We start from the raw sequence: 13,969 nt of genomic DNA, 5'->3' as shown, positions 1-13,969 counted from the left end.
CCCGACGGGGGCGCCGGCCGGGACACCTGGAGGATCCATGTCGTTCGACCGACGTCAACTGCTGTCCGGGGGCGCGCTGCTCGGCGCTTCCGCCGTCGCCGGCACCGCGCTCGGCGCGGACGCCGCGCAGGCCGCGCCGCTCGCGGCGGGCAAGCGCTCCACCATCGCGAAGCTCTTCCCGCCGCTGACCGAGTACGCCGCGGGCGGGAAGCTCGTGCTCCCGCGCGGTTTCAGCGCCGAGGTGGTCGCGCAGTCGGGCGTGACCGACCTGCAGGACGGCCGCGGGAAGACGATCGGGAAGACCCCGGACCGCCCGGACGGCACGGTCGCGGTGCGCTCCGGCCAGCGGCTGCGCCTGATCCAGAACCACGAGATCTCCTCGAAGACCGGCAACTTCGTGCCTGCCGTCGCGGGCACCGTCTACGACCCGGGCGCCGAAGGCGGCGGTGTCACCGTGATCGAGACCACGACCACCGGGCGGCGCGTCGCGGAGTGGGTCGGGCTGTCGGGCACGGTCAGCAACTGCGCGGGCGGGCCGACCCCGTGGGGATCCTGGCTCACCTGCGAGGAGACGGAGGCGAAGGCCGGCACCGGCTCGTTCACGAAGGACCACGGCTACGTCTTCGAGGTGTTCGCGGACCGGCCCGACCAGCAGGTGCCGAAGCCGATCGAGGCGTGGGGCCGCGCGCCGCACGAGGCCGTCGTCGTCGAGCCGAGCCGCACCCGCGTCTACCTGACCGAGGACGCGAGCAGGCCGACCGGGCTGCTCTACCGCTGGACCGCGCCGACCGGCTACCGCCTCCGGCCCCGCATCGCCGAGTCGCTCGGCCGGGACGCGGGACGGCTGGACGCGCTCGCCGTGCTGACGAACGACGGCAGCGTGCTGCCGGACCTCGCCTACGTCACCTCGGCGGAGATCGGCCGCCCCTTCCGGACCAGCTGGAAGCGGGTCCCGGACCGCCACGCCACCACCACGTCGCTGCGCAAGCAGTTCCCGGACGGCGAGATCACGCACTCGAAGAAGCTCGAGGGCGCCTGGGGCGACCGGCGCGGCATGTACTTCGTCGCGAGCTTCGCCTTCGCCGCGGGCGACCTGCCGACCGACGCGACGAAGCACGACGGGCAGGTCTGGTACTACGACTACGCCGACGAGACGCTCACCCTGAAGGCGTACTTCCCGTACAACGAGCAGCTGCACGTGGAGACGGCGGGCTGGGAGGAGTCGCTCGGCCGCAGCCTCGACCTCGCGTTCGACGGGCCCGACGGCTGCCACGTGTCGCCCTACGGCGACCTGATCCTCACCGAGGACGGCAACACCGCGAACCACGTGCTCGCCTGGAACGCGACGACGGGCGCGCAGGCGATCGCGCGCAACGCCATCGTGCAGGAGCAGAGCGAGGCGAAGGGGAACGTCTACAGCGAGATGACCGGCCCGGCCTTCAGCCCGGACGGCACCGTGCTGTTCGCGAACGTGCAGGAGCCGGGCCACGTCTTCGCGATCCGCGGACCCTGGCGCACCTACCTGGGCTGAACCGCGGACGGGGTCGGGGACCTGCGGTTCCTCGACCCCGTCCTGCTGCGCGGCGGGTACCGGCCGGACCGCCGGTCAGCGCTTCACGACGCGGTCGACCATCCGCCTCGACGCGGTCGACGCGCGGCGCGACACCCGCTCGGCGAGCGCGCGCGCGAGCGAGGACGCCGGCACGTCGTCGAGCGACCTGGCGGGCACGTCGCCGAAGTCGTTCCCCCGGCCCAGCCCGGCGGAGAGCATGCCGAGCACCGCCTCCGCGGCGGCGTCGACCGCGACCTCGGCGGGCGCCTCGGCGCCGTCCGACGAGGCGACCGGCGTCGCGAGGTGCGCCAGGTCGCCCACCACCCGCACGCGGCGCCGCCGCAGCGCCTCGATCTGCTGCTGCGCGTACCCGACCATGCGCTCGACCGCCCAGGCCGGCGGCACGATCCGCTGCTCGTGCGGGCCGGGGACGCGCAGGTCGAGCAGGCGGTCGACCATGCCGCCCCGCACGAGTCGCTCGTAGTCCGGCCAGCGCACGTCCCGGTCCCGGATGCGCCGGTTGATCTCCCGGAGCAGCTCGGCCTCGCCCCAGGTGAACGAGCGGTTGACCCCCGTGACCTCGTCGTGCGGCTCCAGCATGCCGCTCGGCAGCGCCAGGGTCGACTCGAATGCCCGGGGCAGCAGCGCGCGGTCCTGCGGGTCGAGCACGACCAGGGTGACGCGCTCCTCCCCGACGAGGCCGGCCCACTTGCCGACGAGCGCGTCGACGTCGCTGCGCACGCGGAAGCTCTTCGTCACCTTCGGCGTCCGGCCGTCGTCGAGCACCTGCCGGAGCCAGGCGTCGAAGCCGGTCGTCAACCCCGACTTCAGGTACTGCTGCCAGGACGAGGCGAGCTGGGCGGGGAGGCTGCGGAGGGTCAGGACGACGTGCGCCTCGCCCTTCAGCTCCTCGAGGATCCGGCGCAGCCCGTCGGCCGGGCTCTCGCTCAACGTCTCCACGCTGATGAGCACCCGGTTGCTGCGGTCCGCCGCGACCTCGTCGACCAGTCGCGTCCACCGCTCGCGGCCGGGGACCACGTCGTCGCGCCCGCTCCAGCTGAGCGGCCGGTCGAGGGCCGCGTAGAGCGCCCGCCGGTGGTTGAAGGAGGTCGCGGAACCGGGGTAGCGAGTCCCGTGCGCGAGGAGCTCGCCCCGCTGCGCGGCGAGCGTCCGCTGCAGCGCGGTGGTCCCGGTCTTCGGCATGCCGGCGTGGAACACGCGGCTCCCGAGCGGCACCTCGAGCCGCGGGTCGTCCGGGGCGAGCTCGACGGTCATGCGCGCCGGATCCCCGCGTCGTCCATGCCCGAGCCGGTCATCGTCGTCCCCCGATCCTCCGCGAGCCGGTCGGACGGTGGGACGTCGCGCCCGGCTCGCGGAGGGTCGAGGGCGCGACGTCCGCCGGTCACGCGATGCGGACGGCCTCCGGGCTGCGCATCATCGCCGACTTGACCTCGCTGATCGCCTTCGTGATCTCGATCCCGCGCGGGCACGCCTCCGTGCAGTTGAAGGTCGTGCGGCAGCGCCACACGCCCTCGCGGTCGTTCAGGATGTCGAGGCGCACGTCGGCGGCGTCGTCACGGCTGTCGAAGATGAAGCGGTGCGCGTTCACGATCGCGGCCGGGCCGAAGTACTGGCCGTCGGTCCAGAACACCGGGCAGCTGGTCGTGCACGCGGCGCAGAGGATGCACTTCGTCGTGTCGTCGAAGCGCTCCCGGTCCGCCGAGGACTGCAGGCGCTCGCGGCCGCCCTGCGGCGCGGTGCCCGCCTGCAGGAACGGCTGCACCTGCCGGAACGACTCGAAGAAGGGCTCCATGTCGACGACGAGGTCCTTCTCGAGCGGCAGGCCCTTGATGGCCTCGACGTAGATCGGCTTCGACGTGTCGAGGTCCTTCACCAGCGTCTTGCAGGCCAGCCGGTTGCGGCCGTTGATCCGCATCGCGTCGGAGCCGCAGACGCCGTGCGCGCACGACCGGCGGAAGGTCAGCGACCCGTCCTGGTCCCACTTGATCGCGTGCAGGGCGTCGAGGATGCGGTCGGTCGGCAGCACGTCGACGTCGTAGTCCTGCCAGCGCGGCTCGGTGTCCACGTCGGGGTCGAACCGGCGGATGATCAGCGTGATCGTGGCGAACCCCGCGGCCGGCCTCCGCTTCACCGCCGGGTTCATCACGGCGTCGGTGACCCCGGGCATGGCCACGGTCTGCGTCGTCGTCATCAGTACTTCCGCTCCATCGGCTGGTAACGCGTGATCACGACCGGCTTCCAGTCCAGCTGGATGTGGTCCTCCGCGGTCGAGCTGTGGGGGTCCCCGGTCAGGTACGCCATCGTGTGCTTCATGTAGTTCTCGTCGTCGCGCTTCGGGTAGTCGTCGCGCATGTGCCCGCCGCGGCTCTCCTTGCGGTTGCGCGCCGAGTAGACGACCACCTCCGCGAGGTCGAGCAGGAAGCCGAGCTCGATCGCCTCGAGCAGGTCGGTGTTGAACCGCTTGCCCTTGTCCTGGATCGCGATGTTCCGGTACCGCTCGCGCAGCCCGTGGATGATCTCGGTCACCTTGGCGAGCGACTCGTCGGTGCGGAACACCTGCGCGGACGCGTCCATGTTGTCCTGCAGCTCGCGCCGCAGGTCCGCGATCCGCTCGGTCCCCGTCGAGGATCGCAGCTGCTCGACGAGCTCGAGGATGCCCTTCGCCGGGTCCTTCGGCAGCGGGATGAAGGACGCCGTCCGCGCGTACTCGACCGCGTTGTTGCCGGCGCGCTTGCCGAACACGTTGATGTCGAGCAGGGAGTTCGTGCCGAGGCGGTTCGACCCGTGGACCGACACGCAGGCGCACTCGCCGGCGGCGTACAGGCCCGGGACGACGGTGTCGTTGTCGGACAGCACCTCCGCCTTCACGTTCGTCGGGATGCCGCCCATCGCGTAGTGCGCGGTCGGCATGACGGGCACCGGCTCGACGACGGGATCGACGCCGAGGTAGGTGCGGGCGAACTCGGTGATGTCCGGCAGCTTGGTCTCGAGGACCTCCGCGCCGAGGTGCGTGCAGTCGAGCAGCACGTAGTCCTTCAGCGGGCCGGCACCGCGGCCCTCCGCGACCTCCTGCACCATGCACCGGCTGACGATGTCGCGCGGAGCCAGGTCCTTGATCGTCGGCGCGTAGCGCTCCATGAACCGCTCGCCCGACGCGTTGCGGAGGATCGCGCCCTCGCCGCGGGCGCCCTCGGTCAGCAGGATGCCGAGCTTCGCGAGGCCGGTCGGGTGGAACTGGAAGAACTCCATGTCCTCGAGCGGCAGGCCCTTGCGCCAGATGATCCCGACGCCGTCACCGGTGAGGGTGTGCGCGTTCGAGGTCGTCTTGTAGACCTTGCCGAACCCGCCGGTCGCGAACACGATCGACTTCGCCTGGAAGACGTGGATCTCGCCGGTCGCCAGCTCGTACGCGACGACGCCGGACGGCCGCTTCACGAGCTTCCCGCCCTCCATCACCTCGGTCATCGCGAGGTCGAGGGCGTAGTACTCGTTGTAGAAGTCGATGCCCGCCTTGACGCAGTTCTGGTAGAGCGTCTGCAGGATCATGTGGCCGGTGCGGTCCGCGGCGTAGCAGGCCCGGCGGACCGGGGTCTTGCCGTGGTCCGCCGTGTGGCCGCCGAAGCGGCGCTGGTCGATCTTCCCCTCGGGCGTCCGGTTGAACGGCAGCCCCATGTTCTCGAGGTCGATGACCGCGTCGATGGCCTCCTTCGCCAGGATCTCGGCGGCGTCCTGGTCGACCAGGTAGTCGCCGCCCTTCACCGTGTCGAAGGTGTGCCACTCCCAGCTGTCCTCCTCCACGTTCGCGAGCGCGGCGGCCATGCCGCCCTGCGCCGCGCCCGTGTGGGAGCGGGTGGGGTAGAGCTTCGTGATGACGGCGGTCTTCGCCTTGGGGCCGGCCTCGATGGCGGCGCGCATGCCCGCGCCGCCTGCGCCCACGATCACGACGTCGTGCCGGTGGTAGTGGATCCCGTCGATCGTGCGCTCGTCGGGGCCGTCGTCGGTCCAGGACATGGTCTCCTGCGGGTCGCGCTGCCGCCCGGCCGGGCTCGACTGCCGGTCCTGCGGGCCGAGACGCGCAGCGACCTTCCTAATGGGGCCCGTCCAGTCCGGGCGCGCGGCGGTCATCGCGCCACCGCCGAGCAGAAGGCGGGCAGGTTCTCCGCCGTGCCGTTCGCGGGGCACGGGTCGAAGGTGAAGACGACCATCGTGCCGAGGACGATGAGCAGCGCCGCCGCGACCGCGATGGCGCCCTTCAGCAGCCGGTTCGCGGCCGGGGCCACGACGTAGTCGTTCGTGATGGTGCGCATGCCGTTGGCGCCGTGGATCAGGGCCAGCCACAGCATCAGCACGTCCCAGACCTGCCAGAACGGCGTCGCGTACTTGCCCGCGATGAAGGCGAAGTCGATCTGCTTGACCCCGTCGCCCGAGATCAGGTTCACGAAGAGGTGGCCGAAGATCAGCACGACCAGCACGACGCCGGAGACGCGCATGTAGATCCAGCCCCACTTCTCCACGTTGAACCGGCGGTTCGGGTGCGTGGGAGCGGGGGAGCGGGGGGCGGCGTAGGTCGTCGCCATCACTGCACCTCCGAGATGATCACGAACAGCTGGCGCGGCACGAAGCCCGCCATGACGACGACCCAGAGGCCGATGACGATCCAGAACATCTGGCGCTGGAACCGCGTGCCCACGCTCCAGAAGTCGACCAGGATGATCCGCAGGCCGTTGAAGGCGTGGAAGACGATGGCGCCGACGAGCGCGATCTCGCCGAGGCCCATGATCGGGTTCTTGTACTGAGCGATGACGCCGTTGTACGCCTCGGGGGAGACGCGGATCAGCGCGGTGTCGAGCACGTGCACGAGCAGGAAGAAGAAGATCGCGATGCCCGTGATGCGGTGCAGCACCCAGGACCACATGCCCTCGTGACCGCGGTAGACGGTGCCCGCCGGGGGCCGCGGCAGCCGATCGCTGCGCTTGGTCACCGGCGGCGGTGACGGCCTCAAAGACACCATCTGTTGCACCCTCCCTCGTCGGACCCGTGCGGCAGACGATCTTACGGCGGCGCGCCGACGGCGACGGCGCCCCCGGCCCTGATGGCGCGCCCCCTTGACTGGGAAAGGTCCGGGCGACGGGCCCGTCACTACAGTGGCGCCCATGACGGACGGGACGATGCGCTGGGCCGGTCGCGGCACGGAGCCGGAGGCGGTCGAGCGGTTCTACGCCGTCATCCCGGCGGGCGGGATCGGTTCGCGGCTCTGGCCGCTCTCCCGCGCCGACGCCCCGAAGTTCCTCCACGACCTGACGGGCAGCGGCCAGACGCTGCTGCGCGGCACCTGGGACCGCCTCGCGCCCATCGCGGGCCCCGACCGGGTCATGGTCGTGACGGGCCGCGCGCATCGCGCCGCCGTCGAGCAGCAGCTGCCGCAGCTCGCCGACCGCAACGTCGTGCTCGAGAGCGAGCCCAAGGACTCGTCCGCCGCCATCGGGCTGGCCGCCGCGATCCTCGAGCGCCGCGAGCCGGGCGTCATCATCGGCTCCTTCGCCGCGGACCACGTGATCAACGACGTGCGCCGCTTCCGCCGCGCGATCGTCGAGGCGATCTCGGTCGCGGACGCCGGCTACATCGCCACCATCGGCATCGTGCCCACCGAGCCCGCGATCGGCTTCGGCTACATCGAGGCCGGCGAGCGCCTGGAGGTGCCGGGCGCCCCGAGCGCCCTCGCCGTCACCCGCTTCGTCGAGAAGCCCGACCTCGAGACCGCGCGGCAGTACGTGGACTCCGGCCGCCACGTCTGGAACGCCGGCATGTTCATCAGCCGGGCGGACGTCCTGCTCGACGAGATGGCGAAGACGAAGCCCGACCTCGTCGCCGGGCTGCGCCGCCTCGCGGAGGCGTGGGACACCCCCGAGCGCGGCGCCGTCGTCGACCAGGTGTGGCCGGGGCTCGAGAAGATCGCGATCGACTACTCCGTCGCCGAGCCCGCAGCCGCCGAGGGGCGCCTCGCGGTCATCGAGGGCGACTTCTCGTGGGACGACGTGGGCGACTTCGCCTCGATCGCGAAGATGCAGTCCGGCGGCCGGACGAGCGACCTCGCGATCCTCGGGGAGCACGCCCGGGTGCTCGCCGACTCGTCGAGCGGCGTCGTGGTGACCGACCGCGACCGGCTCATCACACTGATCGGCGTCGAGAACATCGTGGTCGTCGACACCGAGGACGCGCTGCTCGTCACCACGAGCGAGCACGCGCAGCGGGTCAAGAGCGTCGTCGACGCGCTGAAGATCTCGGGCCGCACCGACGTCCTCTGATCCGACCCGCTCCGCCGCGAGGCGGATCCGGGCAGGATGTGGGCATGACGGACGTGGACTGGGACGGGCTCCGGGAGGCCGCGCGGGCGGCGATGGCGCACGCGTACGTGCCCTACTCGCACTTCCCCGTGGGCGCCGCGGCGCTCGTCGAGGACGGGCGCGTGGTCAGCGGCTGCAACGTGGAGAACGCCTCGTACGGCGTGACGCTCTGCGCCGAGTGCTCGATGGTGTCGCAGCTGGCCATGACGGGCGGCGGCCTGCTCACGGCCTTCGCCTGCGTGGACGGGGAGGGGCGCACGCTGATGCCGTGCGGCCGCTGCCGTCAGCTGCTCGCCGAGCACGCCGCCCCCGGGATGCTGCTCGACACCGTCAGCGGCATCCGCACCATCGCCCAGGTGCTGCCCGACGCCTTCGGCCCGCGCCAGCTCGACGAGTACGCGGACCGCACCACCTCCTGACCGAGCGGGCGAACGCATCCGCTCCGGGCTCGACGACGGCAGGACCGCTTCACCGCTTGGTCCGAGGGCCCGGGGCGGGGCACGGTCGGGAAGACACCGGCCGCGAGGACCGGCCAGCGAGCGGCTCCGGGAAGAAGACAGCCGCGCACGGCGCCCTCCAGGATCAGCACAGTAACGATGCGGTAAGCATCCGCGGCCCGGACGCCGTCCTGGTCGACGGCGGAATCACGGCGCGGCTACCCTGACCGGCGGCCCGCGCCGCCCATCCTCGCGCGCGGGCTCCTCCAGCACCTGACGAAGGGGTACCCCTTGCACGCTCTCACCAAGCGCATCGGCCTCGGCGCCGTGTCGACGCTCGGCGTCGTCGCCCTGCTCACCGGCTGCGGCCAGGCTCCGGCGCCCGCGGCCTCCGGTTCCGGCGCGGCGTCCGGCAGCGCCGCCGCCACCTCCGACTACCTGCCCTGCATCGTGTCCGACCAGGGCGGGTTCGACGACCGCTCCTTCAACCAGCTCGGCCTCGAGGGCGTCAAGGCCGCCGCGAAGGACCTGGGCTCGCAGTACAAGGAGGTCCAGTCCGCGACGGCGAACGACTACGCCTCGAACGTCGACAACCTCGTCGCGCAGAACTGCAACATCATCGTCGCGTCCGGCTTCCTGCTCGCGCCCGCGATCAAGTCGTCGGCGACGAAGAGCCCCTCGACCGACTTCGCGATGATCGACGACACCTCGATCGACCTGCCGAACGTGAAGAACGTGGTGTTCAACACGAACGAGGCGGCGTTCCTCGGCGGGTACGCCGCGGCGGCCTACTCGAAGACCGGGACCGTGGCGACCTGGGGCGGCATCGCCATCCCGCCCGTGACCATCTACATGGACGGCATCGCGGAGGGCGTGAAGTACTACAACCAGCAGAAGAACAAGAACGTGAAGCTGCTCGGCTGGAACGCGGACACGCAGAAGGGCACGTTCGTCGGCAACTTCACCGACCAGAACAAGGCGAAGACGATCTCGACGAACTTCCTCGGTCAGAACGCCGACGTGATCATCCCGGTCGCCGGCAGCCTCTACCAGGGCGCGGGCGCGGCGATCAAGTCCTCCGGCAAGCAGGCCGTGATCGAGGGCGTGGACGCCGACATCTACAACACGGACACGACGGGCGCGAAGGACCTCGTGCTCGTGTCGATCCTGAAGAACATCTCCGTCGCGGCTCAGGACGTCGTCGAGCAGTCCGCGAAGGAGAAGACGTTCGACAACACCCAGTACGTCGGCGACCTGAAGAACGGCGGCGTCGGCCTGTCCTCGTTCCACGACTACGAGAGCAAGCTGCCCGCCGGTCTGACCGACGAGCTCGACAAGATCAAGGCCGGCATCATCGACGGCTCGATCTCGGTCAGCTCGAAGGCCGCCTTCAACTGATCGGTGCATCCCGCACGGACTGCGGGATCATCGACCGACGGGTCACGGCGTCCGCCGTGGCCCGTCGGCCCCGTTCTGAGAGGATCTCGGGCGATGAAGCTTGAGCTGCGCGGCATCACGAAGCGCTTCGGCGCCCTGACCGCGAACGACCACATCGACCTCGTCGTCGAGCCCGGGGAGATCCACTGCCTGCTCGGCGAGAACGGCGCGGGCAAGTCGACGCTGATGAACGTGCTCTACGGCCTGTACCGGCCGGACGAGGGCGAGATCCTGCTGGACGACGAGGTCCAGCGCTTCTCCGGCCCGGGCGACGCGATGCGGGCGGGCATCGGCATGGTGCACCAGCACTTCATGCTCGTGCCGGTCTTCACGGTCGCCGAGAACGTGATGCTCGGGCACGAGTCGACGAAGGCGGGCGGGCGGCTCGACCTCGACGCCGCCCGGGCGACCGTGCGCGAGATCTCGGACCGCTTCGGGTTCGACGTCGACCCGGACGCGCGGATCGAGGACCTGCCCGTCGGGATCCAGCAGCGCGTCGAGATCATCAAGGCGCTCTCGCGCGACGCCGGGGTGCTCGTGCTCGACGAGCCGACGGCCGTGCTGACGCCGCAGGAGACCGACGAGCTGATCGGGATCATGAAGCAGCTGCGCGACGGCGGCACCGCCATCGTGTTCATCAGCCACAAGCTGCGGGAGGTCCGCGAGGTGGCGGACCGGATCACGGTCGTCCGGCTCGGCAAGGTCGTGGGGCAGGCCCTGCCGACGGCGAGCAGCACCGAGCTCGCCTCCCTGATGGTGGGGCGCGCGGTCGAGCTCACGGTCGACAAGGCGCCGGCGGCGCCCGGAGCCGACGCGCTCGTGATCGAGGGCGTGCACGTCTACGACGGCAACGGCGTCCCCGTCGTGAACGGGGTCGACCTCACGGTGCGGGCGGGGGAGATCCTCGCGATCGCCGGGGTGCAGGGCAACGGGCAGACCGAGCTGACCGAGGCGATCTTCGGGCTGCAGGCGGAGGTCACCGGCCGGATCCTGCTGCACGGCGAGGAGCTGACCGGCCGCACGCCGAGGCAGGTGCTCGACGCGGGCGCCGGGTTCGTGCCGGAGGACCGGCAGCACGACGGGCTGGTGCCGGAGTTCACCATCGCCGAGAACCTCATGCTCGACCGCTCCGACGGGGAGCCGTTCGTGCGCAGGGGCGCGCTGCGGCTGAAGCGGCTGGCGGCGTTCGCGGAGGAGCGGCTCAAGCGGTTCGACATCCGCGCGCAGGGCATCGGCACCCCGGTCGGCCGCCTGTCGGGCGGCAACCAGCAGAAGGTGGTCCTCGCCCGCGAGCTCTCCCGCGACCTGCGGCTGCTCGTGGCCGCGCAGCCGACCCGCGGGCTCGACGTCGGCTCGATCGAGTTCGTGCACCAGCAGATCGTCGCGACCCGCGACGCCGGCGTGCCGGTGGTCGTGGTCTCGACCGAGCTGGACGAGGTCGTCGCGCTCGCCGACCGCATCGCGGTGATGCACCGCGGCCGGGTCGTCGGCGTCGTGCCGGCCGACACCCCGCGCGACGTGCTCGGCCTGATGATGGCCGGCGAGGCCCCGCAGGCGGTGGCCGCATGACGTTCCGGGAGCCGCAGGGCGGCGCGCAGGAGACGACGGATCAGCCGGTCCCGGTCGCCGACACCGGCACGGAGCAGGCGGGGCTCGACCCGCAGCAGGACCCGGGGCAGCAGCGGCCGGAGGCGGCCGAGTCGAGCGCGCGCCGCGTGCTGCGCGACGTCCTGTCCGGCAGCGCGCTGCTCAGCGTGCTGGCCGTGGTCGTCTCCCTGCTGATCGGCGGCGTGCTCATCGCGGTGACCAACCCGCAGGTCATCACGGCGTCGGGGTACTTCTTCGCCCGACCGGGCGACACGATCGTCGCCGCGGTGCAGGCGGTCGGCAGCGCCTACGGGTCGCTCTTCCGCGGCGGGCTGATCGACTTCTCCGCCGTCGGCTTCGTCGCGGGCATCCAGCCGCTGCTGCGCAGCCTCGGCTTCGCCACCCCGCTGATCGCCGCCGGTCTCGGCATCGCGATCGGCTTCCGCACCGGCCTGTTCAACATCGGCGGCCAGGGCCAGATCCTCATCGGCGGCGCGCTCGCCGGCTGGGTCGGGTTCACCCTGCCGCTGCCGGGCGCCCTCCACCTCGTCGCGGCGCTGGTCGGCGGCCTCGTCGGCGGGGCGCTCTGGGCCGCGATCCCCGGGGTCCTGAAGGCGCGCACCGGAGCCCACGAGGTGATCGTCACGATCATGCTCAACTACATCGCCTTCTACTTCATCGACTACCTGCTGGGGACGCCGGTGCTGCAGGCGCCCGGATCGAACTCGCCCGTGTCCGCGCCGACGCCGACCTCCGCGCAGCTGCCGCAGCTGTTCGGCTCGCCGGTCAACCTCGGCTTCCCGCTCGTGGTCCTCCTCGTCCTCGCAGCCGCGTACCTGCTCGACCGCTCGAGCCTCGGCTTCAAGCTGCGGGCGGTCGGAGAGAACCCCTCCGCCGCACGCACCGCCGGCATCGACGTCAAGCGGATGACCATCGCGGCGATGGTGATCTCCGGCGTCTTCGTCGGGTTCGCGGGCGCCTACCAGGTGCTCGGGCAGACGACGAGCGGGTTCAGCAACGCCTTCGACGCCGGCATCGGCTTCAACGCCATCACCGTCGCGCTGCTCGGGCGCTCCCGGCCGTGGGGCGTCTTCTGGGCCGGCCTGCTCTTCGGCGTCTTCCAGAACGGCGGCTACACGATGCAGGCGGCGAACGCGGTCGACCTCAACGTGGTGTCCGTCGTGCAGTCGCTGATCGTCCTCTTCATCGCGGCGCCGCCGCTGGTGCGCGCGATCTTCCGCCTGCCTGCACCGAGGGGGGCGCGCGCATGACGACGCTCGAGACCAGCGAGACCGGCGCGCTCGTCGGCACGACGGGCCCGCGGCGGTCCTGGCGCGTCGTGTGGATCTACGGCGTGCTGACGGTCGCGGCCGCCGTCGCCCTCATCGGCTTCAGCCGCCCCGGCTCGGCCACCTTCGGCCTGCAGAGCTCGACGGACCTCGTGTCGCTGCCGCCGCTCGTGCTGCCCGCGCTGCCGACCGGTGTCGTCGCCTCCCTGATCGCGGCCGCCTGCACCGGGGTCGCCGTCATGCTCGTGCGGCTGGACCGCCGGCAGCCGCTCTGGCTGCCGATCGTGTTCGCGCTCGCGCTCGTCGTCGGGCTGCTCACCTGGGCGACCGCCGGCTCGCCGCAGACCGTGCCGCTGCCCGGGTTGCTGGCCGGGTCCCTGGCGCTCGCCGTGCCGCTGATCTTCGGCGCGCTCGGCGGCGTGATCTCCGAGCGGGTGGGCGTCGTCAACGTGGCCATCGAGGGGCAGCTGCTCGCCGGCGCCTTCACCGCCGCGGTAGTCGCGTCGCTGACGCGATCGCTGATTGCGGGGCTGATCGCCGCCATGGTCGCCGGCATGCTCGTGTCGTTCGTGCTCGCGGCCTTCGCGATCAAGTACCTCGTCGACCAGGTCATCGTCGGCGTCGTGCTGAACGTGCTCGTGCTCGGGCTCACGAACTTCCTCTACTCGCTCGTGCTCGTGCCGGCGTCGGCGACGCTGAACAGCCCGCCGCAGTTCACCCCGATCACGATCCCGCTGCTGTCCGCGATCCCGGTGATCGGCCCGGTGCTCTTCCGGCAGACGGTGATCGTCTACCTGATGTACGTGGGCGTGGTCGCCGTCACCATCGGCCTGTTCCGCACGAAGTGGGGCCTCCGCCTCCGCGCCGTCGGGGAGCACCCGCAGGCGGCCGACACCGTCGGCATCTCGGTCGGCGGCACCCGCTTCTGGAACGTGAGCCTCGCCGGGGCGATCGCCGGGCTCGGCGGCGCGTACCTGACGCTCGCGGCCGTGCCGTCGTTCACCCGCGACGTCACCTCCGGCGCCGGCTTCATCGCCCTGGCCGCGGTGATCTTCGGGCAGTGGAACCCCGTGAAGGCGACGCTCGCGGCGCTGCTGTTCGGCTTCGCGAGCAACCTGCAGAACGTGCTCGGCATCGTCGGCAGCCCGGTGCCGCCCGACTTCCTGCTGATGCTGCCCTACATCGTGACGATCTTCGCCGTCGCGGGGCTCGTGGGGCACGCGCGCGGCCCGGCGGCCGCCGGCAAGCCGTACGTGAAGGGCTGACCCGGACCTCCTCCTCCCCCGCTTCTTCGGCGCCCGG

Annotated in this window: 12 protein-coding genes; 7 read left to right on the top strand and 5 right to left on the bottom strand. The window is 71.6% G+C overall.

Annotation, left to right across the window (positions count from 1 at the left end):
• Positions 1 to 37: 37 nt before the first annotated feature.
• Positions 38 to 1,531: an alkaline phosphatase PhoX gene (locus tag ACFSBI_RS05020; RefSeq protein ID WP_377932653.1), complete on the top strand. Its 1,494-nt coding sequence runs from the start codon at positions 38 to 40 to the stop codon at positions 1,529 to 1,531.
• 75 nt (positions 1,532 to 1,606) lie between these two features.
• Here ACFSBI_RS05020 and ACFSBI_RS05015 read toward each other — a convergent pair whose 3' ends face one another.
• The 5 genes from ACFSBI_RS05015 to sdhC form a co-directional block, all read right to left on the bottom strand.
• Positions 1,607 to 2,827 (bottom strand): hypothetical protein, encoded by a 1,221-nt coding sequence (locus tag ACFSBI_RS05015; protein WP_377932651.1) that lies wholly within the window; start codon positions 2,825 to 2,827, stop codon positions 1,607 to 1,609.
• 127 nt (positions 2,828 to 2,954) lie between these two features.
• A complete protein-coding gene (locus ACFSBI_RS05010; protein WP_377932742.1) occupies positions 2,955 to 3,716 on the bottom strand; it encodes a succinate dehydrogenase iron-sulfur subunit in 762 nt (253 codons plus the stop codon).
• 47 nt (positions 3,717 to 3,763) lie between these two features.
• Positions 3,764 to 5,584, bottom strand: coding sequence for a succinate dehydrogenase flavoprotein subunit (gene sdhA / locus ACFSBI_RS05005; protein ID WP_377932740.1), 1,821 nt, complete (start codon positions 5,582 to 5,584; stop codon positions 3,764 to 3,766).
• Positions 5,585 to 5,694: 110 nt separating this feature from the next.
• Entirely contained in the window at positions 5,695 to 6,150 is a 456-nt protein-coding gene (locus ACFSBI_RS05000) for a succinate dehydrogenase hydrophobic membrane anchor subunit (RefSeq protein ID WP_377932649.1), read from the bottom strand.
• Positions 6,150 to 6,584: a succinate dehydrogenase, cytochrome b556 subunit gene (sdhC, locus tag ACFSBI_RS04995; protein WP_377932647.1), complete on the bottom strand. Its 435-nt coding sequence runs from the start codon at positions 6,582 to 6,584 to the stop codon at positions 6,150 to 6,152. The genes ACFSBI_RS05000 and sdhC overlap by 1 nt, the downstream gene beginning before the upstream one ends.
• 142 nt (positions 6,585 to 6,726) lie before the next feature.
• Here sdhC and ACFSBI_RS04990 point away from each other — a divergent pair, with 142 nt between their 5' ends.
• From ACFSBI_RS04990 to ACFSBI_RS04965, 6 genes are all read left to right on the top strand, one after another.
• On the top strand, positions 6,727 to 7,878 hold the full coding sequence (locus tag ACFSBI_RS04990) for a mannose-1-phosphate guanylyltransferase (protein WP_377932645.1): 1,152 nt from the start codon (positions 6,727 to 6,729) through the stop codon (positions 7,876 to 7,878).
• 44 nt (positions 7,879 to 7,922) lie between these two features.
• Positions 7,923 to 8,336, top strand: coding sequence for a cytidine deaminase (locus ACFSBI_RS04985; protein ID WP_377932643.1), 414 nt, complete (start codon positions 7,923 to 7,925; stop codon positions 8,334 to 8,336).
• 309 nt (positions 8,337 to 8,645) lie between these two features.
• Positions 8,646 to 9,752: a BMP family lipoprotein gene (locus ACFSBI_RS04980; protein WP_377932641.1), complete on the top strand. Its 1,107-nt coding sequence runs from the start codon at positions 8,646 to 8,648 to the stop codon at positions 9,750 to 9,752.
• A gap of 93 nt (positions 9,753 to 9,845) precedes the next feature.
• Entirely contained in the window at positions 9,846 to 11,360 is a 1,515-nt protein-coding gene (locus ACFSBI_RS04975) for an ABC transporter ATP-binding protein (protein WP_377932639.1), read from the top strand.
• On the top strand, positions 11,357 to 12,649 hold the full coding sequence (locus ACFSBI_RS04970) for an ABC transporter permease (RefSeq protein ID WP_377932637.1): 1,293 nt from the start codon (positions 11,357 to 11,359) through the stop codon (positions 12,647 to 12,649). Before ACFSBI_RS04975 ends, ACFSBI_RS04970 begins: the two co-directional genes overlap by 4 nt.
• On the top strand, positions 12,646 to 13,932 hold the full coding sequence (locus tag ACFSBI_RS04965) for an ABC transporter permease (protein ID WP_377932635.1): 1,287 nt from the start codon (positions 12,646 to 12,648) through the stop codon (positions 13,930 to 13,932). The genes ACFSBI_RS04970 and ACFSBI_RS04965 overlap by 4 nt, the downstream gene beginning before the upstream one ends.
• The last annotated feature ends 37 nt before the right edge of the window (positions 13,933 to 13,969 follow it).

Origin of the sequence: Amnibacterium endophyticum (assembly GCF_042680685.1) — a bacterium.
In the GTDB taxonomy this organism is placed as follows: Bacteria; Actinomycetota; Actinomycetes; order Actinomycetales; family Microbacteriaceae; genus Amnibacterium; species Amnibacterium endophyticum.
Note: the sequence above shows the minus strand (reverse complement) of the source record. Positions and strands in the feature narration are given on the sequence as shown.

Bases quoted from the DNA above. Each gene is read 5' to 3' on its own strand.
- ACFSBI_RS05020 (WP_377932653.1), top strand. From the start codon at position 38: ATGTCGTTCGACCGACGTCAACTGCTGTCCGGGGGCGCGCTGCTCGGC.
- ACFSBI_RS05015 (WP_377932651.1), bottom strand. From the start codon at position 2,827: ATGACCGTCGAGCTCGCCCCGGACGACCCGCGGCTCGAGGTGCCGCTC.
- ACFSBI_RS05010 (WP_377932742.1), bottom strand. From the start codon at position 3,716: ATGAACCCGGCGGTGAAGCGGAGGCCGGCCGCGGGGTTCGCCACGATC.
- sdhA (WP_377932740.1), bottom strand. From the start codon at position 5,584: ATGTCCTGGACCGACGACGGCCCCGACGAGCGCACGATCGACGGGATC.
- ACFSBI_RS05000 (WP_377932649.1), bottom strand. From the start codon at position 6,150: ATGGCGACGACCTACGCCGCCCCCCGCTCCCCCGCTCCCACGCACCCG.
- sdhC (WP_377932647.1), bottom strand. From the start codon at position 6,584: ATGGTGTCTTTGAGGCCGTCACCGCCGCCGGTGACCAAGCGCAGCGAT.
- ACFSBI_RS04990 (WP_377932645.1), top strand. From the start codon at position 6,727: ATGACGGACGGGACGATGCGCTGGGCCGGTCGCGGCACGGAGCCGGAG.
- ACFSBI_RS04985 (WP_377932643.1), top strand. From the start codon at position 7,923: ATGACGGACGTGGACTGGGACGGGCTCCGGGAGGCCGCGCGGGCGGCG.
- ACFSBI_RS04975 (WP_377932639.1), top strand. From the start codon at position 9,846: ATGAAGCTTGAGCTGCGCGGCATCACGAAGCGCTTCGGCGCCCTGACC.
- ACFSBI_RS04970 (WP_377932637.1), top strand. From the start codon at position 11,357: ATGACGTTCCGGGAGCCGCAGGGCGGCGCGCAGGAGACGACGGATCAG.
- ACFSBI_RS04965 (WP_377932635.1), top strand. From the start codon at position 12,646: ATGACGACGCTCGAGACCAGCGAGACCGGCGCGCTCGTCGGCACGACG.